Annotated in this window: 26 protein-coding genes; 19 read left to right on the top strand and 7 right to left on the bottom strand. The window is 67.0% G+C overall.

What is annotated here, in order from left to right; translation table 11 throughout:
* Positions 1-111 precede the first annotated feature (111 nt).
* From ABIE08_RS00610 to ABIE08_RS00600, 3 genes are read left to right on the top strand one after another with little or no spacing between them, the layout of a single operon-like run.
* Positions 112-672, top strand: coding sequence for a sigma-70 family RNA polymerase sigma factor (locus ABIE08_RS00610; protein WP_354547975.1), 561 nt, complete (start codon positions 112-114; stop codon positions 670-672).
* Positions 669-1,343, top strand: a complete 675-nt coding sequence (locus ABIE08_RS00605) for a zf-HC2 domain-containing protein (RefSeq protein ID WP_354551515.1) — start codon at positions 669-671, stop codon at positions 1,341-1,343. Before ABIE08_RS00610 ends, ABIE08_RS00605 begins: the two co-directional genes overlap by 4 nt.
* A 54-nt stretch (positions 1,344-1,397) precedes the next feature.
* Positions 1,398-2,909, top strand: coding sequence for a S8 family serine peptidase (locus ABIE08_RS00600; protein ID WP_354547974.1), 1,512 nt, complete (start codon positions 1,398-1,400; stop codon positions 2,907-2,909).
* A gap of 217 nt (positions 2,910-3,126) precedes the next feature.
* Here the strand turns inward: ABIE08_RS00600 and ABIE08_RS00595 are convergent, their stop codons facing one another.
* A complete protein-coding gene (locus ABIE08_RS00595; protein WP_354547973.1) occupies positions 3,127-5,412 on the bottom strand; it encodes a heavy metal translocating P-type ATPase in 2,286 nt (761 codons plus the stop codon).
* A 98-nt stretch (positions 5,413-5,510) separates the two neighbouring features.
* Here ABIE08_RS00595 and ABIE08_RS00590 point away from each other — a divergent pair, with 98 nt between their 5' ends.
* Entirely contained in the window at positions 5,511-5,936 is a 426-nt protein-coding gene (locus ABIE08_RS00590; protein ID WP_354547971.1) for a MerR family transcriptional regulator, read from the top strand.
* 99 nt (positions 5,937-6,035) lie between these two features.
* Here the strand turns inward: ABIE08_RS00590 and ABIE08_RS00585 are convergent, their stop codons facing one another.
* A complete protein-coding gene (locus ABIE08_RS00585; RefSeq protein ID WP_354547970.1) occupies positions 6,036-6,428 on the bottom strand; it encodes an endonuclease domain-containing protein in 393 nt (130 codons plus the stop codon).
* Between the two features lie 79 nt (positions 6,429-6,507).
* Entirely contained in the window at positions 6,508-7,434 is a 927-nt protein-coding gene (locus ABIE08_RS00580) for an SMP-30/gluconolactonase/LRE family protein (RefSeq protein WP_354547969.1), read from the bottom strand.
* A 193-nt stretch (positions 7,435-7,627) separates the two neighbouring features.
* Here ABIE08_RS00580 and wrbA point away from each other — a divergent pair, with 193 nt between their 5' ends.
* Positions 7,628-8,245, top strand: coding sequence for an NAD(P)H:quinone oxidoreductase type IV (wrbA, locus tag ABIE08_RS00575; protein WP_354547967.1), 618 nt, complete (start codon positions 7,628-7,630; stop codon positions 8,243-8,245).
* Positions 8,246-8,387: 142 nt separating this feature from the next.
* On the top strand, positions 8,388-9,296 hold the full coding sequence (locus tag ABIE08_RS00570; RefSeq protein WP_354551513.1) for an MBL fold metallo-hydrolase: 909 nt from the start codon (positions 8,388-8,390) through the stop codon (positions 9,294-9,296).
* 9 nt (positions 9,297-9,305) lie between these two features.
* On the opposite strand, the gene ABIE08_RS00565 is transcribed toward ABIE08_RS00570, so the two are convergent.
* Complete coding sequence (locus tag ABIE08_RS00565) at positions 9,306-10,124, bottom strand: DUF1499 domain-containing protein (RefSeq protein ID WP_354547966.1); 819 nt, start codon at positions 10,122-10,124, stop codon at positions 9,306-9,308.
* A gap of 267 nt (positions 10,125-10,391) precedes the next feature.
* Here ABIE08_RS00565 and ABIE08_RS00560 point away from each other — a divergent pair, with 267 nt between their 5' ends.
* Positions 10,392-10,571 (top strand): hypothetical protein, encoded by a 180-nt coding sequence (locus tag ABIE08_RS00560; RefSeq protein ID WP_354547965.1) that lies wholly within the window; start codon positions 10,392-10,394, stop codon positions 10,569-10,571.
* A gap of 230 nt (positions 10,572-10,801) precedes the next feature.
* Here ABIE08_RS00560 and ABIE08_RS00555 read toward each other — a convergent pair whose 3' ends face one another.
* Together ABIE08_RS00555 and ABIE08_RS00550 are read right to left on the bottom strand one after the other, a co-directional pair.
* Entirely contained in the window at positions 10,802-11,413 is a 612-nt protein-coding gene (locus ABIE08_RS00555; RefSeq protein ID WP_354551512.1) for a LysE/ArgO family amino acid transporter, read from the bottom strand.
* 123 nt (positions 11,414-11,536) lie between these two features.
* On the bottom strand, positions 11,537-12,280 hold the full coding sequence (locus tag ABIE08_RS00550) for an SOS response-associated peptidase (protein WP_354547964.1): 744 nt from the start codon (positions 12,278-12,280) through the stop codon (positions 11,537-11,539).
* A gap of 138 nt (positions 12,281-12,418) precedes the next feature.
* On the opposite strand from ABIE08_RS00550, the gene ABIE08_RS00545 reads away from it, so the two are divergent.
* The 6 genes from ABIE08_RS00545 to ABIE08_RS00520 all read left to right on the top strand — a co-directional run bounded on the left by ABIE08_RS00545 (position 12,419) and on the right by ABIE08_RS00520 (position 15,492).
* Entirely contained in the window at positions 12,419-12,826 is a 408-nt protein-coding gene (locus ABIE08_RS00545; protein ID WP_354547962.1) for a hypothetical protein, read from the top strand.
* Positions 12,801-13,250, top strand: coding sequence for an NUDIX hydrolase (locus ABIE08_RS00540; protein ID WP_354547961.1), 450 nt, complete (start codon positions 12,801-12,803; stop codon positions 13,248-13,250). The genes ABIE08_RS00545 and ABIE08_RS00540 overlap by 26 nt, the downstream gene beginning before the upstream one ends.
* A gap of 139 nt (positions 13,251-13,389) precedes the next feature.
* Positions 13,390-13,776, top strand: coding sequence for a TIGR02301 family protein (locus ABIE08_RS00535; protein ID WP_436409531.1), 387 nt, complete (start codon positions 13,390-13,392; stop codon positions 13,774-13,776).
* Positions 13,777-13,924: 148 nt separating this feature from the next.
* On the top strand, positions 13,925-14,173 hold the full coding sequence (locus tag ABIE08_RS00530; RefSeq protein WP_266333004.1) for a hypothetical protein: 249 nt from the start codon (positions 13,925-13,927) through the stop codon (positions 14,171-14,173).
* Between the two features lie 152 nt (positions 14,174-14,325).
* Positions 14,326-15,003, top strand: a complete 678-nt coding sequence (locus tag ABIE08_RS00525; RefSeq protein WP_354547958.1) for a hypothetical protein — start codon at positions 14,326-14,328, stop codon at positions 15,001-15,003.
* Positions 15,004-15,081: 78 nt separating this feature from the next.
* Positions 15,082-15,492 (top strand): VOC family protein, encoded by a 411-nt coding sequence (locus ABIE08_RS00520; protein WP_354547957.1) that lies wholly within the window; start codon positions 15,082-15,084, stop codon positions 15,490-15,492.
* Positions 15,493-15,584: 92 nt separating this feature from the next.
* On the opposite strand, the gene ABIE08_RS00515 is transcribed toward ABIE08_RS00520, so the two are convergent.
* A complete protein-coding gene (locus ABIE08_RS00515; protein WP_354547956.1) occupies positions 15,585-16,919 on the bottom strand; it encodes a dihydroorotase in 1,335 nt (444 codons plus the stop codon).
* A gap of 116 nt (positions 16,920-17,035) precedes the next feature.
* Here ABIE08_RS00515 and ygfZ point away from each other — a divergent pair, with 116 nt between their 5' ends.
* The 6 genes from ygfZ to ABIE08_RS00485 all read left to right on the top strand — a co-directional run bounded on the left by ygfZ (position 17,036) and on the right by ABIE08_RS00485 (position 24,053).
* Positions 17,036-17,920: a CAF17-like 4Fe-4S cluster assembly/insertion protein YgfZ gene (gene ygfZ, locus ABIE08_RS00510; protein WP_354547955.1), complete on the top strand. Its 885-nt coding sequence runs from the start codon at positions 17,036-17,038 to the stop codon at positions 17,918-17,920.
* Positions 17,917-18,543, top strand: coding sequence for an HD family hydrolase (locus tag ABIE08_RS00505; RefSeq protein WP_354547953.1), 627 nt, complete (start codon positions 17,917-17,919; stop codon positions 18,541-18,543). The genes ygfZ and ABIE08_RS00505 overlap by 4 nt, the downstream gene beginning before the upstream one ends.
* Before the next feature lie 117 nt (positions 18,544-18,660).
* Positions 18,661-19,182, top strand: a complete 522-nt coding sequence (locus tag ABIE08_RS00500) for a tyrosine phosphatase family protein (protein WP_354547952.1) — start codon at positions 18,661-18,663, stop codon at positions 19,180-19,182.
* A 25-nt stretch (positions 19,183-19,207) separates the two neighbouring features.
* The gene (locus ABIE08_RS00495) at positions 19,208-19,780 is read left to right on the top strand and encodes a GNAT family N-acetyltransferase (RefSeq protein WP_354547951.1); all 573 of its coding nucleotides are present in this window, start codon (positions 19,208-19,210) and stop codon (positions 19,778-19,780) included.
* Between the two features lie 136 nt (positions 19,781-19,916).
* Positions 19,917-22,637, top strand: a complete 2,721-nt coding sequence (gene ppdK, locus ABIE08_RS00490; RefSeq protein WP_354547949.1) for a pyruvate, phosphate dikinase — start codon at positions 19,917-19,919, stop codon at positions 22,635-22,637.
* A 126-nt stretch (positions 22,638-22,763) separates the two neighbouring features.
* Positions 22,764-24,053, top strand: coding sequence for a cell wall hydrolase (locus tag ABIE08_RS00485; protein WP_354547948.1), 1,290 nt, complete (start codon positions 22,764-22,766; stop codon positions 24,051-24,053).
* The last annotated feature ends 182 nt before the right edge of the window (positions 24,054-24,235 follow it).

Genomic DNA, 24,235 nt, shown 5'->3' with positions numbered 1-24,235 from the left:
GCGGCGATGGGAAATTGTCCCAAAACCGCCTGGCAACCACCGCCAGAGTTGACCGGGGAACGGCAAGTCGCCACCCTCCCCGGTCAGATGGCGGGATGGATGGGGCCTCCAATGCTCGGCAGCCAGGACGAACAGTGGATCGCCTGGATCGCCAGGGGCGACCAGGCGGCGATGCGGGCCCTGTTCGGCGCCCACAACATTCGCGTCCACCGTTTCGTCCTGCGGCTGGTCCGGCGCGAGGACATCGCCGAGGATATCGTCACCGAGGTATTCCTTGATGTCTGGCGCCAGGCCGCCAGGTTCGAAGGACGCGCCAGCGTCACGACCTGGCTGCTGTCGATCGCCCGCTTCAAGGCCTATTCGGCGCTGCGCCGTCGCACCGAGGCGCCGCTCGGCGACGAGTTCGCCGAGACGATCGAGGACCTGGACGACACGCCGGAAGTCTCGCTGCAGAAGTCGGACAAGGCCGGCGTCCTGCGCGCCTGCATCGACCGGCTGTCGCGCGAGCACCGCGAGGTGATCGACCTCGTCTACTACCAGGAACAATCGATCGAAGATGTCAGCCGCATCGTCGGCATACCGGAAAATACGGTGAAGACCCGCGTGTTCCATGCCCGCAAGCGGCTTTCGGAGCTCTGCCGGGACGCCGGACTGGACAGGGGTTGGCCATGACGGATCCACAAGACGAGCCCGGCCGGATCGAGGCGCTGCTGCCCTGGTACGCCAATGGCACGCTCTCGGCCGAGGAAGCCGCCGAGGTGGAGGCGGCGCTGGCAACCGATACGCTGCTGCGCGCCCATTTGGCGCGGATCGAGGGCGAGCGTATCGCCGCGATCGAAAGCGCCGAGGCCTTGCCCCTGCCCGCAGCGCGCATGGCCGATCGCCTGTTCGCCGAGATCGGAAAAACCGCCCCATCGGCCCGACCATCGCGGCTTTCCCGGCTGTTCGGCGCATTCGGTGAACAGATCGCTGCGCTCTCCCCGTCTCATCTCGGACTGTCGGCGGCCGCCGCGGCGCTGGTGCTGCTCGTGCTGGGCGGCGCGCTCGGCGGGCTGGTCGCCCAGCGGGAGTTAACGGAGGGCTACCAAACCGCCTCTGGAGACACGACTGTTAACCCCTCCGGCGCCTACCTGCTCGTCGCCTTCCAGCCGGCGGCGACCGCCGCGGAGATCGAGCAGATCGTCGGCTCGGTTGGCGGCAGCATCGTCGACGGCCCCCGCGCCGGCGGCCTGTTCAAGCTGCGGATCGGTGAGGCGACGATGACCGCCGCCGACCGCAAGGCGGTGACCGACAGGCTGGCGGCTGAGAAGGCCATCGTGAAGCTGGTCATAGCGGCGCCCTGAGCGCCGGTTCACAACCGTCCGAGTTAGTCTGCGACCGCCCCTTGGGAGGCTGCCATGAACACGCACCGGATCACCATGCTCGCGCTCGCTTTGGCGATGCTGGCGACAACAACGCCCTACCCGCAAGCCCTTGCAGCGGAACGGTTTTCGGTGGCGCAAGCGAGCACCGACAACGGTTGGGGCGATGAGGACTGGCGGCGGCCAAAGCGCCCCAGGCCGGAACGGCCCGACCGGCCGCGCCGCCCGCATCCGGGCCCGGTGATCCTGTTCGTCCCGGCGATCGCCTATCCGATGACCGAGCGCGAAGTCGCGCCGCCGCGCGATTATGAACGACCCGCGCCCCGCCGCGCTCAGCCAAAAGCTCAGTCCCGCAAGCCGATTCGCGCCGCCAAGGCGCCCGTCCCGAAGAAGGCGACCCCGAAACCGACCCGGCCGGCGACCGCCGTCCAGGCACAGGCCGGCAGCTATGCCGAAGGCGAGGTTCTCTTCAGCGCCCCCTCGCCGGAAATCAGCGAGACCATCCTGAAGCGTCATCGGCTGACGCGGCTGGAGACCGTCCAACTGTCCCTGACCGGCGCGACGGTGGTGCGCGCCCGGGTCGCCAAGGGTGGCAGTTCGGTCGCGGCGCTTCGAGCGCTTCGGGCCGATAAAGCCTTGCTTTCCAGCGAGTTGAACCATCTCTACGCCCTGCAGGAAGATGGCGCGGCGGCGCCGGTGGGCGACCTGGCGGCGGTTCAATATGCGCCGACGAAGATGCGACTGCCCGAGGCGCATGCGGTGGCCGATGGCAAGGCCATCCTCGTCGCCGTCATCGATTCCGGCATCGATGGCAGCCATCCCGAGCTTGCCGGCACGCTCGCCCCCGCCAGCCAAAGCGCGACCATCGATCCGCATGGCACGGCGATCGCCGGCGTCATCGCCGCGCACCAGCGCCTGGTCAGCGCCTCGCCGAAAGTAAGGATCCTGGCCTTCGACAGCTTCCTCGGACGGCAGGACGGCACGGCGCGGGGCTCGACGCTCGACATATTGAAAAGCCTCGATAAGGCGGCAGCAGCGGGAGCGCGGATCGTCAATCTGAGCTTTGCCGGTCCCGCAAACCTTATGCTCGCCAAGGGCTTGGACGCCGCTGGCCAGCGCGGCATGATCCTGATCGCGGCGGCCGGCAATGGCGGTCCCAAGGCGGCGCCCGTCTATCCCGGCGCGCATCCGGCGGTGATTGCCGTGACAGCGACTGACAGCAATGATGCCGTCTACGCCTCGGCCAATCGCGGCGCCTATGTCGCGCTCGCAGCCCCCGGCGTCGACATCCTCACCGCCGCGCCGGGCGCAACCTATTCCCAGCTTTCCGGCACTTCCTTCGCGGCGGCGCAGGTGACGGGCGTGGCGGCCCTACTGCTTGAACGGGCGCCGGACCTGTCGCCCGCGGCCCTGCGCGCCATTCTCACCCGGACGGCCCGCGACCTCGGCAAGCCCGGCCGCGACGACATTTTTGGCGCGGGGCTGGTCGATGCGGCAGCGGCGCTGTCGGCGCTTCCCGAGGCGACGGCGAGCGCCGCCTTGCGGTGAGGCGGCCGCCGTCGTCATCCCCACCTCTCCCGTCATCTCGTCGCCCCACCTCTCCGTCATCCCTGCGCAAGCAGGGATCCATGTCGGGGTAGGTCATCCTGCGCCACCGGGCCTGGCGGAACCATGGATCCCTGCTTGCGCAGGGATGACGGCAGCGTGTTGGCCAAAGCCGAGGCCATACAATGGCAGCCAAATGGACCTGAAGCTCGTCCCGGCCCTACCCCTTCTTCACCACCAGCAGCGACAGCGCGTTGATCGTCACCAGCACCGTCGCGCCGGTGTCGGCGAGGATGGCGGGCCAGAGGCCAGTGATGCCGAGAATGGTCGTGACCAGGAACACCGCCTTCAGGCCCAGCGCGATAACGATGTTCTGGTGGATGTTCGCCATAGTCCGCCGCGCCAGCCGGATCAGACGCGCGACGTCGCCGACATTGTTGTTGAGGATCGCCGCATCGGCCGTCTCCAGCGCCACATCGGTGCCGCCACCCATGGCGATGCCGACATTGGCCGCTGCCAGCGCGGGCGCATCGTTGATGCCGTCGCCGACCTTGGCCACCTTCGCGCCGCCGGCCTGCAGTTCGCGGATGATGCGCTGCTTGTCCTGCGGCAGCAGTTCGGCGCGCACCTCGATGCCGAGATCGCCGCCGACCGCCTGGGCCGCGCGCGCATTGTCGCCGGTCAGCATGATCGGCGACACGTTCAGCGCCGCCAGCGCCGCCAGTCCCGCCTTGGCGTCGGCGCGCGGGCCATCGCGCATGGCGATGATGCCGACGACGAGGTCGTCGACCAGCAGCACCGAAACGCTCTTGCCCTCGCCGCTGAAGGCGCTGATCGCGGCGTCCTGATCGGACGTCAGCGGCACGATCTCCGCCACGGCGGCGGCGGAGCCGAGCAGCAGGGAACGGCCATCCACCTTGCCGGTCATGCCCTTGCCGGCGATCGCGGCGATCGCCTCGGCGATAGCAGTGGCCGCCGACAAATCGGCCGCCTTGGCAAGAATGGCGCGGGCGAGCGGATGGTTCGAGCCCGTCTCCAGCGACGCGGCGAGCGCGATCACGTCGTCCTCCGGGCGGCCATAGCCGACGACATCGCTGACGACTGGCCGGCCCAGCGTCAGCGTGCCGGTCTTGTCGAAGGCGACGCGATTGATCCCGGCCAGCGTCTCCAGCACGGCGCCGCCCTTCATCAGCAGGCCCTGGCGGGCGCCGGCAGCGAGGCCGGCCGCGATCGCCGCCGGCGTCGAGATCACCAGCGCGCAGGGGCAGCCGATCAGCAGAATGGCCAGGCCCTTGTAGATCCACTCGTCCCAGTTCCCGCCAAAGAACAGCGGCGGCAGGACCGCGACCAGCGCGCCGACGATCAGCACGGCCGGCGTGTACCAGCGCGAGAAGCGGTCGATGAAGCGCTCGGTCGGCGCCTTCGATTCCTGCGCTTCCTCCACCAGTCGAACGATGCGGGCTATCGTGTTGTCGGAAGCAACCGCCGTCACTTCGACGCGGATGACACCATCGGCGTTGATCGTGCCGGCGAAGACCGTATCGCCGACGCCCTTGCGCTTCGGCACGCTTTCGCCGGTTACCGGGGCCTCGTCGATCGCGCTTTCGCCCTCGAGGATCCGGCCATCGGCGGCGATGCGGTCGCCGGGGCGGATCTGGATGATCGCGCCGAGCGTCAGTTCGGCCGCCGGGATTTCGCGTGTGCCGTCAAGGCCTTCGAGGCGGGCTGTTTCGGGCAGCAGGGTGGCCAGGCCGCGAATGCTGGAACGGGCCCGGCGGGCAGCGACGCCCTCCAGCAGCTCGCCGATCAGGAACAGGAAGACGACCATCGCCGCCTCCTCGCCCGCGCCGATGATCACGGCGCCAACAGCGGCGATCGTCATCAGCGTCTCGATCGAGAATGGCGTGCCATAGCGCGCCGCCATCAGCGCGCGGCGGGCGATCGGCACGAGGCCGACCAGCATGGCGACGGCGAAGATGATCGACTTCGCCTCGGGGAAGAGATGCGAAGCCACGAAGGCGACGACGATCGCAGCACCCGCCGCGAGGGTCAGTCGGGCCTTCTTCGATTGCCACCAGGCGCCCTCGTCCTCGCCGGCATCGTGGCCGTGCAGGTCGAGCGGCGGCGCCGCTTTCGCGGCAGCAACCGGCGTCGCAGGCGCATGGCCGTGCACATGGTCATGGTCGTGGCCGGCGTGGTCATGGTCGTGGCCGCTGCAGGAGGCACCATGGTCGTGGTCATGCTCGGCGTCAGCATGCGAATGCGCCGGCGCGGCGGGCGCCGTGCGGTTCGCGAGCGGCGCGATGCCATAGCCAAGCTTCGTCACGATCGCCCGGATCGGCTCGGCCGGATCCGCTATCTCGCCGCGCCGCACAGTCATCGTGCCGGCGGAGACCGACACGGAGACATCCTCGACGCCGTCGATTCGGCGGACGGCCGTATCGATCTTCTGCGCGCAGGAGGCGCAATCCATGCCAGTGATGCGGTAGCGGTCCTGAATTCCCATGATCTACTCTCGAATTCGGCCTGGTGGTGCGAGGCTCTTGTGTGTTTCGAAAGGGAGCCTACATGCTCTAGCGACTAGAGGATCAAGAGGTGATTTGCATGGATCGCGCAGTTCCGATCGGCACGGTGTCGCGCCAGACGGGCATCAAGGTTCCGACCATCCGCTATTACGAGGAAGTCGGGCTGCTGCCCTCCCCGGCCCGCACCGACAGCAACCGGCGCAGCTATGACGCCTCCGCGATCCAGCGGCTGCGCTTCATCCGCCATGCGCGGGAGCTGGGTTTCGAGGTCGAGGCGATCCGGCAGTTGCTGACGCTTTCCGACCAGCCGGACCGCTCCTGCGCCGATGTCGATGTCATCGCGCGCAGCCATCTGGCTGAAATCGACGAGAAGATCGCCAAGCTGACGGCGCTGCGTTCCGAGGTTCAGCGCATGGTCGACGAAGGCGAGCACGGCCGCGTCGCCGAATGCCGGGTGATCGAAGTCCTCGGCGACCACGGCGCCTGCCTGCACGAACGGCATTGAGGGGTGGTGAGGGCTAGCCGGAGGACGAAGTCTTGGACGACGGAACCCCTCACCCGCCGGCCTTCGGCCGTCGACCTCTCCCCATGGGAGAGGTGAAGGCTAGGCCGAGTCGTCAGGTTGGGCTCGGAGGGTTGTCAGGATGCGCAGCAACACCGCCTCCGTCTGGCGCAACACCTCGTCGTTCCAGAACCGTAGAATGAAATAGCCCGCTGTTTCCAGAATTGCGGTGCGTTCGGCATCCACCGCTGGATGGTGCTGGCCGCCGTCGACCTCAACAATCAGCCTTCGTTCGACGCAGAGAAAGTCGACGATGAAGCGATCGATGGGTTGCTGTCTGCGGAACTTGAACCCGTCGAGGCGACGGTCACGCAAGTGATACCAGAGCCGGCGCTCGGCTTCCGTCATGTCCGCACGAAGCCGCTGAATGAAGCGCCGATTATCCATCATCACCTCACAGCCAACGCAAGGCGACCGCTCGATCACCTCTCCCATGGGGAGAGGTCGGCCCGTCAGGGCCGGGTGAGGGGTTGAGGCCTTGCAGACCTGCCCCCTCACCCGCCTTCTCGAATCCCTACTTCGCTGCCGGACGCTTTGCCGCGCGCGTGTTGAGGTAGACCGAATAGAGGCTGGTCGTGCCGCAGATGTAGAGGCGATTGCGCTTGCGGGCGCCGAACTCGACGTTGGCCACGACTTCCGGGATCTTGATCTTGCCGATCAGCGTGCCGTCCGGCGCGTAGCAGTTCACGCCGTCGCCGCACGAACTCCAGATGTTGCCGTGGATGTCGACTCGGAAGCCGTCGAACAGGCCGATGTCGCTGGTGGCGAAGGTGCGGCCGGCGCCGACCGACTTGCCGTCGGCCGCGACGGGATAGGCGCGGATGTCGGGCGAGCAGTCCGCCTTGTGGGTCAGGCCGGTGTCGGCGACATACAGGATCGATTCGTCCGGCGAGAAGGCCAGGCCGTTCGGGCGCACCATGTCGGTCACAACCGCCGTCACCGCCCCGGAGGCCGGATCGATGCGGTAGACGTTGCAGGCGCCAATCTCGCTCTCGGCCTTGTCGCCCTCATAGTCGCCGTCGATGCCATAGGTCGGATCGGTGAACCAGATCGAGCCATCCGACTTCACGACCACGTCGTTGGGCGCGTTCAGCTTCTTGCCTTCGAACCGGTCGGCAAGCACCTTGCGCGTACCGTCATGCTCGATGCGGCTGACGCAGCGGCCGAGATGCTCGCAGGAGACGAGGCGTCCCTCGAGGTCGACGGTATGGCCGTTGTGGTTGTTGCACGGCGTGGCGAAAACCGAGACCGAGCCGTCGGTTTCGTCGTAGCGCATCAGACGGTCGTTCGGGATGTCGGACCAGATCAGATATTTGCCGGCGGCGAAATAGGCCGGGCCCTCCGCCCAGCGAAAGCCCGTCGCGAGCTGCTCGACATGGACGTTCCCCATGGCCAGAGAACGGAACCGGTCGTCATAGACCACGAAATCCTTGGTAAGCATGTCCCCTCCACAATCTTCCATATCTTGGCGTTGAAAGATGCCGAAGCATAGGCGAAGCAACCTTTGCCGCAAGGCCCTCCCCGACGGCCGCCAACGCATAACCGTGCATAGACAGACTGTTCACCAGCAGCCGCCTTTCAAAAAATGCTCAGGCATCCGACATGTGCTGAAGTGCAAATGAAGGAAGGCTCCCATGACCAAGGTTCTCGTTCTCTATTATTCCGCGTATGGCCACATCGAGAAGATGGCTGAAGCCGTCGCGGAAGGCGCCCGCTCCACCGGCGCCAAGGTCGATATCAAGCGCGTACCCGAGCTGGTGTCGGAAGAAGTCGCCAAGGCTTCGTATTACAAGATGGACCAGGCCGCTCCGATCGCGACCCCGGCCGATCTCGAAAACTACGATGCGATCATCGTCGGCGCCGGCACCCGCTACGGCACCGTCGCCTCGCAGATGCGCAATTTCTGGGACCAGACCGGCGGTCTGTGGGCCCAGGGCAAGCTCGTCGGCAAGGTCGGCTCGATGTTCACCTCGTCGGCGACGCAGCATGGCGGCCAGGAGTCGACGATTCTCGGCTTCATCCCGACCTTCCTGCATCACGGCCTGGCCTATGTCGGCCTGCCCTACGCCTTCCAGGGCCAGATGGGCGTTGAAGAAGTAAAGGGCGGCTCGCCCTACGGCGCCTCGACCATCACCGATGGCGACGGCAGCCGCCAGCCGTCGGCGATCGAACTCGAGGCCGCCAAGTTCCAGGGCGCCCACGTCGCCACCATCGCTGCCAAGGTTGCCGGCAAGGTCCTGCAGCCGGCATAAGCCGCACCAGAGCCGCTGCGCCCGCCTTCCTGCGCGGCGCGCTTGGAAACGCCCCGGCCTTCGCCGGGGCGTTTTTGCGTCGGGCGCCCGATTTTGTCGCGGCTTGCTTGAACCCGCCCGCCGATCCCGCTAGCTCATGCGCATGACTTCCATGGATTTCGAACGCGACTTCGATCCCGCCTATGGCCGCGCCGTCGCGATCGGCGACCAAGTGCGCCGCATGACAGTGCCGAATGGCGGCCCCTTCACCTTCCACGGCACCAACAGCTACATCGTCGGCCGAGGCGACGTCGCGGTAATCGATCCAGGTCCCGACGATCCCGAGCATATCGAGGCGATCCTGCGCGCCACAAAGGGCGAGCGGATCCGCCAGATCCTTATCACCCATACGCATCGCGACCATTCCCCCGGCGCCGCGCGCCTCAAGGAGCTCACCGGCGCGACGCTGCTGGGCGAAGGGCCGCACCGGCTGTCGCGGCCTCTGGCAACCGGCGAAATCAACATGCTCGACGCCAGCGGCGACATGGATTTCGTGCCGGACCGGGCGCTGGCGGATGGCGACCGGATCGAGGGCGACGGCTGGGCGCTGACGGCGATCGCCACCCCCGGCCACGCCGCCAACCATCTCGCCTTCGCGCTCGAAGGGACGCCGCTGCTGTTCTCCGGCGACCATGTGATGAAATGGGCGACGACCATCGTGGCGCCGCCGGACGGGGCGATGAGCGACTACATGGCCTCGCTCGACAAGCTGGCCGAGCGCCCCGAGACGATCTACCTGCCCGGCCATGGCGGCCCGGTCGAGGATGCCCCCTCCTTCGTGCGCGGCTTGAAGGCGCACCGGCGGATGCGCGAGGCGGCCATCGTCGACCGCATCGGTCGCGGCGACCGCACCATCGCCGACGTCGTCGCCGCCATTTATCGCGATACGCCAACCGCTCTGCATGGCGCCGCCGCGCTCTCAGTCTTCGCGCATCTGGAAGATCTGGTGGCGCGCGGACGGCTTCGCGCGCCGGAAGGCGTTACGCTGGTCGGCAGGTTCGAGCCGGCCTGAACGGACGCCTCATCGCGCCCGGGGCGATACCGGCGGCAAGGGCGGCATGTCGGTCTCGTCGCCTTCGACGGGCTCCGTAATGCCCTGAAGAGCCGAATCCAGATCGCTGAAGAAGGCGCGGATCCGGCGCGCATTGTCGCCGAGATCATGCGAGCCGATGCGCGAGGCCGACCGCATGTCGACGAGCGAACCGTCATCGTCGGCGACGATGCGAAGCGCGACATCCGCCGGCAGGGCCAGGACGAGGGTGCGCGCGACCGCCTCGATCGACGCGTCGGCGCTTTCGATATCGGGCGGCGCCGCCTTGCTGATGGTCCAGCCGCGCGCCGTCATCAGCGCGGTCGCGGCGTCGTAGACGCGCGCGGGCGATACCGGATAGTGGCGCGAGAGGATGTCGGGATAGGCCTTCGCCTGCTCATCATTACTGACGACATCCGGTGCCGGATGGGCGGCCTGGGCTGACGGCGCCAGTTCTGGCGGGTCGTTCAGATCGGTCGAGATATCGGCGAGGCGCGGCAGGCGGATCATTTCCTCGACCACCAGCCCCGGCACGGCGAGAATCGCGATCGCCAGCAGCGAGCCGGTGAGCGCCGGGGCGAAGCCGCGCACGCCGTCGATCCAGATCCGGCGCATGGCGAGCCCGCCGAGCACCAGCGCCGCCAGCGCCAGCGCCCAGGCGATGGCGATCAGCAGGAAGAGCGGCACGGTGTCGATCTGGCCGTAGCGGTGCATCACCACAGCGACGATCAGGAGCGGGATCGGCAGGAGGGCAAGGCGCAACGACCAGGGGGCCGTCCTCGCCTCGCGCTCGAACGGGCGCGCGGTCATGCTGTCTCTCCGCAGCCACGCTGCTTCAGGAAACTCGGCTGGCCGGAACTCGTCTTCCGGAAGCTTGTCGTGGCAAGTTTACCGCAGCCGGCGGACATTCCTATCCTGCAATATCCTTTAACAATCATTGTCCTCAGCCGTGGCCTTTTAACCATTTTGTAAACCACGAATCCGCCATAATGGAATTTCATACGCGCATCCCTCGGATGCCAGCCGGCGAAAGATCGGTACGGTGTCCGGCGGAAACGCTCAGGATTCGAGACGATTATGACCAGTGTGAAGCACCCCCCCTTCCGTTCCAAGGCTCAACGCGAGCAGGAGCAGAACCTGCAGGCCAAGTATGGCGAACTCGGCAATCCCGAGATCGTCGCCGCCATCCTGCAGAAGAAGAAGCTGGAACAGCAGAAGCAGGCTCAGGCCGCTCTGAAGCCCAGCGAGCGGGACTGATCCACGCGGCGGCCCGATGGGCGGCCTCGCGTATCGACCGGAATAGCCGAGGCGGGACGACCCGCGGGATCCGCTGAATCGTGCGGGAAGCCTGCGCAGCGCTGTCGCGACTGCGCCTCGACGGTGAACCTTCCAGCCTGAAAACGGGCTGCGGGCATGCCGTCGGCACGCCTGGACGCGCCGCCGGTCAAGGTAGCCGTCAGCGCCACGTGGGCTATCGCTTTGGCCTATCAGCCAAAAGCCTGCCACAGCAGCGACGCGGCGATCGCGAACATCACCAGGCCGATGACGATATCGAGCGCCTGCCAGGCGACGGGCCGGGCGAACAGGGGCGCCAGCAGCCGCGCGCCATAGCCAAGCGCATAGAACCAGACGCAGGAAGCGAACATCGCGCCCAGGCCGAATGCCAGCCGGGCCGTGCCCGCGTGGCGCGCCGACAGCGAGCCCAGCAGCACGACCGTGTCGAGATAGACATGCGGGTTGAGGAAGGTCAGCGCCGCGACGGTCGCCAGCGCCGGGGCAAGCCGCGTCTCCGCCGCGCCGCTGGCCGAAAGCCCCGCGGCATGGAAGGCGCGGCGGATGGCCATCGCGCCATAGGCTGCGAGGAAGGCCGCGCCGGCCAGCGTCACCACGAACAGAACGCTCGGCATCGCCTGCACCAGCGAACCCAACCCGCCGACGCCGGCCGCGATCAGCAGCGCATCGGCAAGGAAGCAGAAAGTGGCGATCGCAAAGACATGCCGCCGCGCCAGTCCCTGCCGCAGCACGAAGGCATTCTGCGCCCCGATGGCGACAATCAGGCTCGCGCCGAGGAAGAAACCCTCGACGGCGGGCTGGAGCAGGTCTGGCATGGGGTCGGCTTCCGGACAGGCGAGAGAGGTTGGACGGCACCGTCTTAGGCAAGCCGAATGGCGCCGTCATCCTCCAAAACGTCGATTTCGCAGCCGGAAGGGGGCGTAGCGCGCCTAGAACAGCTTCAATTGACTGTTGTCGACCGGCTTTTCCGCCTTTTTCGAACGCGAGGGCTCCGGTTCCGGCATGGGCGCCACGCGCGCCAGGATCGACGGATCGTCATTGCGGAAGTTGTTGACGGCCTGGCCGATCGGGATCGCCTCGAACGTGCCGTCCGGGGGCGGCAGCAGCACCTGCGCGGCCTTGGCGCCCCGGTCGGCGTCGAGCCCGAGCCAGAGATCATATTGCTCGCGCCGGACGATGACCGGCATGCGCTCATGAATCGGCGCCAGTTCGCGGTTGGCGGCCGTGGTCAGGATCGTCGCCGTATCGATGATATTGCCCTTGTCGTCGGCCCATTCATCCCAGAGCCCGGCGAAGGCGATGATGCCGCCGCTGGCGGGCTGCAGATAGTAGGGCTGCTTCCTGCCGTTCGGGCCCTTCTGCCATTCGTAGAATCCGGTCGCAGGGATCAGGCAGCGGCGATGGCGATAGGCGCCGCGATAGGCCGGCTTCTCCGCCGCCGTTTCCGAGCGCGCATTGAACAGCAGCGGCAGGGCGGCGAGGTCCTTGGTCCAGGACGGGATCAGCCCCCAGCGCACCAGCGCTGGCCGCCGCTCCCCCCGTTCGCCGCGGACGATCAGGATCGGCTGCGTCGGTGCAATGTTGTAGCGCGGCGGAAACCACTCGATGCGGATCATCGAGAATTCAGCCTCGATATCCTCCGGCTGCACCGCCAGGGCGAAGCGTCCACACATCCATTTTGCTCCAACTCAGCCTGCGGCGCCGCTTTGGTAAAGACTTCGTAAGGAAGCGCCGCTAACGATCTGCATCGTATCATTTTCTCGCCGCGTATTTGCGATGCCGTCCAGCGTCGTCGCAATTTGGGGGACAGCATGCAGTTCGGGCCGGCGCCGCCGGAAAGCAATTATCTGAATCACGCCGAGGACCTGGCGCTGCTTCTTGAGACATTGCCGCACCGGCTCGACCTCGTCGACGGCGTTCTGGCCTGGAGGCCGGAGCACCGGCGTCATGTGCTGGCCACCGCGGCCGGCCACCGCGATCGCGTTCGCCTGGAACAGCTGGAAACCCGGCTCTATCGCCAGGCCACTGCCGCGCAGGACGCGGTTCGCGAAGTGGTGCGCAACGGCAAGCTCGACCTGCTCTGGCCGATCGCGGCCCTCGCCGCTAAGGAAATCCGGCCCGTCATCGCCGAGGCGCGCGACGCCATCGCCCATGCCGAGCCGACGATCGCCTCCCCCGCTCCGGAGGAATCGCATGTCCCGTTCGCCCGCTCCGCCTGAACCGCCCACGACCGCGCTGCCGGCCGGCCCGGTTCTCGGCGTCAGCGTCGCCGTCTGGCGCGATGGCAAGGTGCTGCTCATCCAGCGCGGCCACGATCCCTGGCGGGGAGCCTGGTCGCTGCCCGGCGGTCGGGTCGAGCGCGGCGAGACGCTGATCGAGGCGGTCGCGCGCGAACTGCTGGAAGAAACCGGCCTCGTGCTTGGCGTGCCTCGCCTCGTCGAAACGCTGGACGCGATCGACCGGGCCGAGGACGGCACGGTGCGCGGCCATTTCGTCATCATCGTCTTCGCGGCCGATGCGGAAGGGACGCCAATCGCGGCCACCGACGCCGCGGACTTCGGCTGGTTTACGCTCGACGCCATGGACGCCCTCACGACGACGCCGGGGCTGAAGCGCATCGTTGCCCTCTCCGCTCCGGCATGAGCGGCGCAAATTGCCACCGCGACGCCGGGCGGCCTTGCTGCGCGTCGCCCGGCACAGCATGATCCCGCCCGACCGCGAGGTCGCAGCAGGAACGGCAAGCAGGATCGGCGTGATCACCTCAAAGGGCAATTCGGGACGGATGGCGGCGATCGCGCTGGCGCTGGTGCTCGCGGGCACGCCCATAGTGACGCGAGGCCAGGATGCCGTCGGCGCCGGCGCGGGCGACCCGCCCTATGAACAGCAATTGCAGCGGCTGGCCGAGATCCTTGGAGCGCTGCACTATCTGCGCCCGCTTTGCGGGGCCGAGGAACCGAGCGTCTGGCGCGACCAGATGGACCAGATCCTTGCCGCCGAGGACCCGACGCCGGACCGGCGCGCGCGCATCGTCTCGCAGTTCAACCACGGCTTCTCCAGCTTCGCCACGGTCTATCGCACCTGCACGCCGGCGGCGCTGACGGCGATCGATCGCTACATGGCAGAAGGCAAGAAGCTGACCCGCGACATCACGGCGCGCTACGGGCGCTGATCGCGTGTGTTAACCAGCCGCATCGAATTGTTATCGACATCTTAACCTCCTCTTCAGGATCTCGGCCCGGTTACAACCGCTCGTGCTACCCTGCGGATGAGGGCGATTCGGTTTCTGCCCATTCATGATGCGGAAAGCAGGCGACCCCATGGAACACGATCCCGACGAGATCGAGATTGCCGAACAGAAGCGCGCGGCTCTCGCCTATCTCACGGAAGCCTGGGACGAGGCGATCGCCGAGGGTATCGAGCCGGACATTCTCGCCCATGCCGCCCTGTTCGCGGCTCTTTCCGACCTGATCGACACCTATGGCGAAGACGCCGTCGCCGATCTCGCCGTGTCGCTGCCCGACCGCGTCCGCCGCGGCGAATTCACGCTGCAGCGCACGATCCAGTAACGGTTCCGGCCACAGCGCATTGACATCAAAGCCTCGCGGCGGAAACGCCGGCGGGGCTTTTTCATGCCCGGCGAAGGCCGGATTGTCCGCCCCGGCGCTTGGCCGATTCCGGCCGGTCGGTTATGACTGACAGACGAATGTAGGAGACAGGCATGCTCGGGCGCTGGACTATCGCGGGAACCGCCATCGCGATGCTGATGATCGGGACGAGCCCGTCCCACGCTCTCGTCGCCGGCGAGAGCAAATCGGTGCCGACCTTGAGCATCACCATCCCGCCCGATCCGGAGGACGATGGCGCCGAGGATCCGGCCGATGCCAAGAAGGCTGCGCCCGCGGTCAGGGTCGCGCCGGATGAGCCGCTTCCGGTCATCGAATATGACGTCTCCAAGCTGCCGGAACCGGTGAAGCGCCTGCGCGAGAAGCTGCTCGAGGCCGCCAAGACCGGCGACATCAACCAGCTGAAGCCGATCATCGACGCCAACAAGTCACCGCCCAATCTCGGCGCTGACGAAGACCAGGACAAGGACCCGATCGCCTTCCTGAAGACGCTGTCGGGCGACCCCGAGGGCCGCGAGATCCTGGCGATCCTGAGCGAGATCCTGGATGCCGGCTACGTCCATGTCGATATCGGCACGCCGCAGGAAGCCTATATCTGGCCCTATTTCGCGCGCTACCCGATCGACGCGCTGACGCCGCCACAAATGGTGGAGTTGTTCCGCATCCTCACCTCGTCCGACTTTGACGAGATGAAGAGCTTCGGCGCCTACATGTTCTACCGCGTCGGCATCGCGCCGGACGGCACCTGGACCTATTTCGAAGCGGGCGACTGAGGCCACTGGCCTCGCCCAAAGCCGGTTGACGACGCCTGAGGTTCATGGTTTGTTCCATATGCCATCGGAGGGAACATCATGGACACCACGCAGTTTCATCGCGGCCGCCTGATCGACCATATCCAGCTCGTTGTCAGCGATTACCCGGCCTGCCGCCGCTTCTATGAAGCGATCATGGATGTCCTCGGCATTCCGATCCTGTTCGGAGAGAACTTCCTCGACGCCGATGATTTCGTGGTGAGCGCGGGCTCGCCCCCGACCGGGCGCTGCCACGTTGCCTTCCAGGCGAAGGATCAGGCGACCGTCGACGCGTTTTACGCCGCCGGGCTGAAAGCCGGCGGCCGGGACAATGGCCCGCCCGGCCTGCGCGACTATCATCCGAACTACTATGCGGCGTTCCTGATCGATCCGGCCGGCAACAACATCGAGGCCGTGAACCACGGCCCCGCGAGGCGATCGGCGGAATCGGTGGTGATCGAAGCGCTGTGATCCCTGCGCCTCCCCTGGGAGGGTGCAGCGACCCCGGTCGTGCCGGGGCCGGAGTTAACGGGCGGCGTGCTCTGGGGCCCGAGGACCGCCAATCAGCCGCGCGGCAGGGCCTCGAGGAACTGGATCGGTTCGCCGATCGAGGGCTCCGTGATCTCGCCATCCCACATGACGCGGCGGCCGCGCACGACGGTGCCGACCGGCCAGCCGATGACGCGCTTGCCATCATAGGGCGTCCAGCCAGCGCGCGATGCGATCCACTTGTTGGTGATCGTCTCGCGCCGCTTCATGTCGACGATGGTCAGGTCGGCATCGTAGCCGACGGCGATGCGGCCCTTGCGCGCCATGCCGAAGATCCGCGCCGGTCCGGCCGATGTCAGGTCAGCCAGGCGCTCCAGCGTCAGCCGGCCCGCATTGACGTGGTCGAGCATGATCGGCACGAGCGTCTGCACGCCCGTCATGCCGGAGGGCGAGGCCGGATAGGGCTTGGCCTTTTCTTCCAGCGTATGCGGGGCATGGTCGGAGCCGAGCACGTCGATGATGCCCTGCGCCACGCCCTTCCAGACGCCGGTGCGATGGCGCGCATCGCGGATCGGCGGGTTCATCTGCAGAAGGGTCCCGAGCCGGGCGTAATCGTCGGAAGAGAGCGTCAGATGGTGCGGTGTCGCTTCGGCGGTGGCGACATCCTTGTGCAGCGCGAGGAAGTCGATTTCTTCCGCCGTCGAGATATGCAGGACATGGATGCGCGCGCCGGTGCGGCGGGCGATGGCGACGAGCCGCTCGGTCGCCTGCATGGCGGCGATCTCGTCGCGCCAGACCGGATGCGAGGACGGATCGCCCTCGACGCGCAAGGACTTGCGCGATTCGAGCCGCATCTCGTCTTCGGAATGAAAGGCGGCGCGGCGGCGGGTCTTGGAAAGGATGGCGGCGATGCCTTCATCGTCCGCGACCAGCAGATTGCCGGTCGAGGAACCGATGAAAACCTTGATGCCGGCAGCGCCCGGCAGGCGCTCGAGCTCGGGAATCGCGTCGACATTCTCGCGCGTGCCGCCGACCCAGAAGGCGAAATCGCAATGCATGCGGTGATGCGCGCGCGACACCTTGTCGGCCAGCGCCTCGGCGGTGGTGGTCGTCGGGTTGGTGTTCGGCATCTCGAAGACGCCGGTCACGCCGCCCAGAACGGCGCCGCGCGATCCAGTTTCGAGATCTTCCTTCTGTTCCGCGCCCGGCTCGCGAAAATGCACCTGGGTATCGACGACGCCCGGCAATATATGCAGGCCGGTGCAGTCGATCACCTTGCCGGCGCGACGCGGATCGACATCGCCGATCGCGGCGATCCGTCCATCGCGGACCGCGATGTCATGCGTTCCGATGCCGTCCTGATTGACGACGGTTCCGTTCCGAAAGAGAAACTCGTAGGTATCCGACATGGCCGCCCTCCCCAGTGCATACCTGATCCGCCCAAGTCCGATGACGGATGGCTGGCATCGGATTAAGGAAGGCGGAAGAACTTCACAAGCGCGTCCAATGCATGGGAACCATGTCTATGCGTAATGGGTCATATGCCCGCCTTACCGATCGCGGCTCCGTTTTCATCAATGGCGCAGAGGCCGAAGCGTTTCTGCAGAATATCATCACGACCGACATGGGTCGCGTGGTTTCGAGCGGCGCCGGCTTTGGCGCGCTGCTCTCGCCACAAGGCAAGATCCTGTTCGATTTCCTCGTCTTTGCAGCCGAGGACGGCTTCCTGTTCGACCTGCCGCGCGCGCTGGTGGCCGATTTTCTCAAGCGCATGACGCTCTACCGGCTGCGCGCCAAGGTCGGCATCGCCGATCGCAGCGAGAGCGACCAGGTCGTGGCGTTCTGGGGCGGCGACGTTCCGCCCGCGATTGCCGGAGTGGTCGCCGCCGATCCGCGCCTGCCGGCGCTCGGCTATCGGGCGATCGTCCCGGTCGAGACGTCCCTGGCGGTCGCGGGTTACGACGAGGCGACCGAGGCGGATTATCACGCCTGGCGGACCGGGCTGACCGTGCCGGAGGGCGGGCGCGACTTCCCGTTCGGCGACGCATTTCCGCATGATGTCGACATGGACGATCTTGGCGGGCTCGACTTCCGCAAGGGCTGCTATGTCGGCCAGGAAATCGTCTCGCGCATGGAGCATCGCGGCACCGCCCGCCGCCGCGCCGTTGCCATTGCGGGCGAGAGCGCCCTGCCCCCGCCCGGCACGCCGATCGAAGCCGACGGCAAGCCGCTCGGTGCCCTGGGCGGCACGGCGGGCCAGGCCGGCATCGGCCTGATCCGGCTCGACCGGGCGAAGCGGGCGCTCGACCAGGGAATGCCGGTAACGGCGGGCGGCGTGCCGCTTTCGATCACGCTGCCAGCCTTTGCCAAGTTCGACTGGCCTGGAGATGGCGGAGAGAGCGACGCATGAAGCCGAAGGCCGCCGCTCCGCCCCGCGTCTGGCAGCGCATGCTTTCCGGCCGAAGGCTCGATCTGGCCGATCCCTCGCCCTTCGACATCGAGATCAGCGACATCGCGCATGGCCTTGCCCGCGTCGCGCGCTGGAACGGCCAGACCAGCGGCGCGCATGCCTTCTCGGTGGCGCAGCATTCCGTGCTGGTCGAGGAGATCGCGGGGCTTGCCGATCCCGCGCTTTCCCCAGCCGGGCGGCTGGCGGCGCTGCTGCATGACGCCCCGGAATATGTCGTCGGCGACATGATCTCGCCGTTCAAGGCGCTGGTCGGCGGCGAATACAAGGTGGTCGAGGCGCGGCTGCAGGCGGCGATCCATCTGCGCTTCGGCCTGCCGGCCGACCGTGCCGCGAGCCTGACCGAGGCGATCAAGGCGGCGGACCGCGTGGCCGCTTTTTTCGAGGCGACGGAACTGGCCGGTTTCACCGCCAACGAAGCGGCGAAATATTTCGGCCGGCCGCGCGGCCTGCATCGCGAGCAGCTGGCGCTGGAGCCCTGGCCGACGGCCGAAGCCGAGCAGCGCTTCCTGGCGCGGTTCGCCGCCCTGGTCGAGGCGCTGGCGCCCCCGACCGTTTCGGCGTGACCCGAACGCCTCGAACCCCTACATAGACGTCCCGGCGCCTGTTTCGCCGGGCCAATCCATTCCGGCGGCCGGTCGATCCGGCACGCCGGCGAACGAGACGGCGCAAGGAGAAAAACGATGTCCCGCATTCACGTCTGCTCATTGTCCCGTATCGGTGCGACCGTAGCCCAGACCGGCGCCAGCCATCTTGTAACACTGATCAATGCCGGCACGCCGGTCGAGCGCCCGGTGGCGATCCCGGAAGACCGCCACCTCTTCCTCGCCTTCAACGACATCCTGGAGCCGATGGAGGGCATGACCCCGCCGGCCGAGGAGCATGTCGTCTCACTGCTCGACTTCGTCGAGGGCTGGAAGCCGGAAAAGCCGATCGTCATCCATTGCTTCGCCGGCATCAGCCGCTCGACCGCCGCCGCCTTCATCACGGTCTGCGCGCTGCGCCCGGATCGCGACGAGGCCGAGATCGCCACGCTGATCCGCAGTGGCTCGCCCTCGGCGACGCCGAATCTCCGCCTGGTGCGCTTCGCGGACGAGATCCTCGGCCGCCGCGGCCGCATGGTCAGCGCGATCGAGGCGATCGGCCGGGGCCGCGACGCATTCGAGGGCCACCCCTTCGCGCTCGACCTGGATCTGGTGCGGTGATCGCACTTCGCGGGAACCCAGCTGCATGAACATTCAATCTCTGCAATTCCCCCTCGCGACTGGTCGGCTGACGCTCCGGCCGTTCGTGGCGGAGGATTTCACTGCCTACGCCGCGTACCACACGCTTCCCAAGGTCTATCGATATCTCTATGCGGCGCCGCCGGCCGGCGTGGACTTGCAAAAGCAGTTTGACGAAGTGCTCTCCGCGCCTTTCGATACGGACGGGGATGCCTTCCGGCTGGCCGTCGTGTCGACTGCCGAGCACGCCGTCATCGGCGAGACCATTCTGAAATTGGCCAGCAAGGCGGCCCTGCAGGGCGAGGTGGGATACATCTTCAACCCCGCCTTCGCCGGAAAGGGCTATGCCACCGAAGCCGTTGCCAGCACGATCGATTTCGGTTTCTTCAACTTCGGCTTCCACCGGATCTTCGCACGGCTCGACACCGCCAACCGCGGATCCGTGGGCGTGGTCGAGCGCCTCGGCCTGCGGCGCGAGGCGCATCTCGTGCAGAACGACCGCTTCAACGGCGAATGGGGCGACGAGTACATCTATGCCGTGCTGGCCTCGGAATGGCGCCAGAGACGGGCCATCGCCTGATCCTCGCTCGCGCGCCAATCGCCGCAGGGACAGGCGCCGAGAACTGTTTCAATATTTTCGTGTTGCAGCGCAGTAAGAGCTTGATCTAGCTAGATGTAGCGCCGGCAGGAGCCGGTCGCCGCTGGAGCGTGCGCAGATGACGAAATGGGTCTACACCTTCGGCGGGGGACGCGCCGAGGGTGACAGCGCGTTGAAGGAGATCCTGGGCTCCAAGGGCGCGGGACTCGCCGAGATGAGCGCGCTCGGCCTGCCGGTGCCGCCGGGCTTCACCATCTCGACCGAAATCTGCCGCCACTTCCTCGCGACCGAAAGCGCCTTCCCGCCCGAGCTCGAGCAGCAGGTTGCCTCGGCACTGGAGGGGATCGGCAAGGTGGCCGGCCATCGCTTCGGCGATACCGAGCATCCGTTGCTGGTATCCGTCCGTTCCGGCGCCGCCGCGTCGATGCCCGGCATGATGGATACGGTCCTTAATCTCGGCCTCAACGACGAGACGGTCGAGGGGCTGGCGCGTGTCTCGGGAGATCGCCGCTTCGCCTTCGACAGCTATCGTCGCTTCATCCAGATGTATGGCGACGTCGTGCTTGGTCTCGACCACTCGGTGTTCGAGGAGAAGCTGGAAGACTACAAGCTCGAGCGCGGCTTCACGCTCGACAGCGATCTCGATGCCGGTGACTGGCACGCGGTCTGCGATTTGTTCAAGGCGCTCGTCGCCGACGAGCTGGAGATCCCCTTCCCGCAAGCGCCGCAGGAACAGCTCTGGGGCGCGATCTCGGCCGTCATCCGCTCCTGGAACAATCCGCGCGCGAAAGCCTATCGCCGGATCAACAATCTGCCGGAGGGCGGGGGCACCGCCGTCACGGTGCAGGCGATGGTGTTCGGCAATCTCGGCGAAACCTCGGCGACGGGCGTCGCCTTCACGCGCCATCCCTCGACCGGCGAAAACATCCTCTGGGGCGAATACCTGCCGAATGCGCAGGGCGAGGACGTCGTCTCGGGCATGCGCACGCCGCAGGACCTGACCGAGGTCGCGCGTCGCGAGACCGGGTCCGAATTGCCGTCGATGGAAGCGGCGATGCCGGCGGTGTTCGCCGAGTTCCGCGCCGTCTGCGCGGCGCTGGAAAAGCACCATCGCGACGTGCTCGACCTCGAATTCACCATCGAGCGCGGCCGGCTCTGGATGCTGCAGGCGCGGCCGGCCAAGCGGACGATCCACGCGGCGCTGAAGACCGCCGTCGACATGGCGCATGAAGGGCTGATCACCCGCGCCGAGGCGGTCGCGCGCATCGATCCACGCACGCTGGAGCAGCTGCTGCACCCGACGATCGACCCGGAATCGAGCGGCGACATTTTTGCACGCGGGCTGCCGGCGTCGCCCGGGGCGGCGAGTGGCACCGTCGTCTTCACCTCGGAAGAAGCCGAGATCGCGCGCACGCAGGGGCGAAAGGTCATCCTGGTCCGCGTCGAGACCAGCCCGGAAGACGTGCACGGCATGCATGCGGCGCGCGGCATCCTGACGACGCGCGGCGGCATGACCAGCCATGCGGCGGTCGTGGCGCGCGGCATGGGCAAGCCCTGCGTCTCCGGCGCCGGCACGATCCGCGTCGATTTCCACGCCGGCACGATGTCGGCCGGCGGCCGGACGATCCAGCGCGGCGACATGATCACCATCGATGGGGGCACCGGCCAGGTGCTGCTCGGCGCCGTTCCGCTGCGCGAGCCCGAGCTTTCGGGCGCCTTCGCCGAGCTGATGGAATGGGCAGAGACCTTCCGCACGCTCAAGATCCGCACCAATGTCGATACGCCCTCGGATGCGCGCGCCGCGCGCGGCTTTGGCGCCGAGGGCATCGGCCTCTGCCGCACCGAGCACATGTTCTTCGATGCGCGCCGCATCGTCGCCGTGCGCGAGATGATCCTGGCCGAGACCCATGCCGCCCGCGCCGAAGCGCTGGCCAAGCTGCTGCCGATGCAGCGCAGCGACTTCGCCTCGCTGTTCGAGATCATGTCGGGCCTGCCGGTGACGATTCGCCTGCTCGATCCGCCGCTGCATGAATTCCTGCCGAAGGGCGAGGCGGAGATTGCCGAGCTCGCCGCAGTCATGGGGATTTCACCGGCCAAGATCCGCGCCAGCACGCATGCGCTTTCGGAAGCGAACCCGATGCTCGGCCATCGCGGCGTGCGTCTTGCCATTTCCTTCCCCGAGATCGTCGAGATGCAGGCGCGCGCCATCTTGGAGGCAGCCCTCGACGTCGCCGACGAGACGGGCACGCCGGTCGACCTCGAAATCATGGTGCCGCTGATCGCCGGCAAGCCGGAGCTCGACCTGGTCAACAGCCACATACGTGCGGCAGAAGCGCTCGTTCGAAAAATTCACGGCCGCGCCCCCGCCTACCAGCTCGGCACGATGATCGAGCTGCCGCGCGCGGCTCTGGCCGCCGGCGAGCTGGCGAAGAGCGCCACGTTCTTTTCGTTCGGCACCAACGACCTGACCCAGACGACGTTTGGTATTTCGCGTGACGACGCCGCGACTTACCTGAACACCTATCTCGCCAAGGGCATCCTGCCGCACGATCCCTTTGCCTCGATCGATCGCGAAGGCGTCGGCGAACTGATCCGGATCGCCTGCGAGCGCGGCCGGGCAACGCGGCCGGACCTGAAGCTCGGCGTATGCGGCGAGCATGGCGGCGACCCCGCCTCGATTCATTTTTTCGCCGAAATTAACCTTGATTACGTCTCGTGTTCGCCTTTCAGGGTGCCCGTCGCCCGGCTGGCCGCCGCTCAGGCAGCCTTACAAAACAGAGACAGAGCCAATTCCGCCTCTCCCCTCCCAACGCCCCCGACAGCCCCTCCCGACCGTTAACCTCGTTTTTAGGTTAATGCCGCAGATTCCAGCCACGTGACCAGCAAAGCACACTGGTCGGTTTTGTTCCGTGCGCGTGGAGTTGCGTACCTCATGGCTGGATCCAAGCGGCGTCCGACGTCAGGAATGTCCCTCCGCGCCCACCCGGGCAACGACGCGCAATTCGTGCTGCGACGTCGGCGACCGAGGCCGACCTTCCGCCGCATCGCGCTGCTTTCCGGCATTCTGGCGAGCGGCCTCGTGGCGCTTTCCTCGACCACCGTCGCGTTCCAGGACGTCGCCAGCCTCTATGGCAAGGACCTGCCGGCCTCGCAGCGCTGGCTGGCGCGGCTGATGCCGCGGCCCTCGGGCGAAGCCTACCAGCCGGGCTCTCTTTCGGCGCCGCCGGCAGCCCGCCTCGTCGCCGGCAATGTCGTCAGCGACGGCAAGCTGATCGAGCCCGTGCTCGACATCGCCGTGCGCGGTCCCGTTTCCGCGCCGGAATTCGTTCCGCCGACCGTGAACCGGACCGGCAAGCAGGACATCACCGTCGCGCAGCGCAAGGCGGAGCCGCTCCGGACCGCCGCCGCCCGCTTCAAGGCCGGCGTGCTCAAGACCGCCGATCTCGGCAGCGTCTTCAGCAGCGCCAATGCCGTTCCGAAGATGGCCTTCCTGACCGCCCAGGACGTGGCCAGGCCCGATCAGCCGCTGCAATACGCCTCGAAGGCCGATCCGGTCGGCGCGGATGCGAAGAAGGGCGAGGAAGTCGCCAAGCCGGTGGTGGCGCTCGCCTCGATCGCGCCGCTGCCGCGCCGCAACGAATTGCTCGATCGCAGCGGCAAGAACGCCGAGGCTGCCGCCAAGGCGCCGGGCAGCCTGGTCGTCTCCGCCTATGCCAATCCCGAGCAGGACAAGGCGCTCAGCGCGCCGTTCACCGCCCTGCTCAACCGCCCGATGGCGATCGGCAAGGATGGCAAGCCGGATCATTGGTGGGTGATGAACAAGATCCCGACCAATGCGCGCTCCGCCACCGAGCAGAAATGCCTGGCGACCGCGATCTATTTCGAAGCGCGCGGTGAATCGGTGAAGGGCGAACTGGCCGTCGCCCAGGTCGTCATCAACCGCCTGAAGAACCCGGCCTATCCCAACACGGTCTGCGGCGTCGTCTACCAGAACAAGAACATGCGCAACGCGTGCCAGTTCTCCTTTGCCTGCGACGGCATCCCCGACCGGATAACCGATGCGACCTCATGGGCGCGGGCTCAGGTTCTGGCCAAGCGCGTCCTGTTCGAAGACAACTGGTGGAATGCCGATGTCGGCTCGTCGACGCACTATCACGCGAACTACGTGAAGCCGCGCTGGGCGAGGACGATGAAGAAGATGCAGAAGGTCGGGCACCACATCTTCTACAAGACCTATGGCGGCGGCTGGATCTGAGGCGGCGCGACTGGCTTTTCCTGTGGCGGACGACGGCCGTCGCCCCCGCTCCGCCGTCATCCCTGCGCAAGCAGGGATCCATGCCTAAGCGAGGCTCAGGCCTTCCGGCCTACGGCCACGACCGCCCTAGCCGTCAACACCGCGTTTTACAGAAAGGTGGATCCCTGCTTTCGCAGGGATGA

The organism is Kaistia defluvii, from assembly GCF_040548815.1.
In the GTDB taxonomy this organism is placed as follows: domain Bacteria; phylum Pseudomonadota; class Alphaproteobacteria; order Rhizobiales; family Kaistiaceae; genus Kaistia; species Kaistia defluvii_A.
The sequence above is the reverse complement of the archived record's forward strand: the minus strand, read 5'-3'. Positions and strand labels throughout refer to the sequence as shown.